Origin of the sequence: Microcoleus sp. S13_C5 (assembly GCF_036700845.1) — a bacterium.
Classification (GTDB): domain Bacteria; phylum Cyanobacteriota; class Cyanobacteriia; order Cyanobacteriales; family Microcoleaceae; genus Microcoleus.
In genome coordinates, this window is record NZ_JAUBPR010000312.1 from 1 (window position 1) to 1,088 (window position 1,088).

Annotated in this window: 1 protein-coding gene; it reads left to right on the forward strand. The window is 43.6% G+C overall.

From position 1 onward, the window contains the following. A partial coding sequence (locus QUA04_RS29810) for a GAF domain-containing protein (protein ID WP_333264454.1) occupies positions 1-1,088 on the forward strand: 1,088 nt, incomplete at both ends.

Consider the following 1,088-nt stretch of genomic DNA (forward strand, 5'->3'; position numbering starts at 1 on the left):
ACCACTAGCACTAATTTGGGAGAGACGCTAGATTTAGCCACAGTAATGAAAGCTTCCCAAGCAATTTCAGGTGAAATCGTTTTGAGTAAATTGCTGGAAAGGTTGATGAAAATCGCCATCGAAAATGCAGGCGCCCAAAAAGGATTTTTAATTTTAGAAAAAGCGGGAAACTGGGCCATCGAAGCTGAAGGTTCCGTCAAGGAAGATGAAATTAGCGTGCTGCGCTCGCATCCCCTGAATGCAGAAGCGGATTCTGGGGAAACGCCAAAACTCGCAAGTGCGATCGCCAACTACGTCATCCGCACCCAGGAAAACGTGGTTTTAAATAACGCCACCCAAGAGGGGCAATTTACGCGCGATCCTTATATTGCAGCCACTCAACCGAAATCGATTCTCTGCACTCCTCTGCTGCACCAAGGCAAGCTGACAGGCATTCTTTACCTAGAAAATAACCTCACAGAAGGAGCCTTTACCACAGATAGACTAGAACTGCTAAAATTGTTATCAGCCCAAATAGCCATTTCCATCGAAAATGCCCAACTCTACAATAACTTGCAAGAGTTCAATCAAAACTTAGAGCAATTAGTGAGCGATCGCACTCACGAATTATCCAACACGCTGGATGCTTTAAAAGCCACTCAAAGTAAGCTAGTAGAATCTGAGAAAATGGCATCTCTGGGAGGATTAGTCGCTGGTGTTGCCCACGAAATTAATACTCCCATCGGCGTTGGTGTCACCGTTGCGTCAGCTTTAGCAGAACATACCACAGACTTTGCTTCTACTTATAAGAGTGGCAAAATGAAGCGCTCCGAGCTAGAAGAATTTTTGGATATAGCCACCACTAGCAGTAACGCCCTTTTAACTAATCTAAATCAGGCTGCGGCATTGATTCAGAGCTTTAAAGAAGTGGCAGTCGATCGCTCAAGCGAAGAACGACGAACTTTCATAGTCAGAGATTATCTCGATGAAATTTTAATCCAATTAAAACCAAAATTGAGAAATAGCAAACATTCGATCGAAATTAAGGGAGACACCAAAATGGCCCTAGATTCTTATCCAGGTGCATTATCCCAAGTTGTCACAAATTT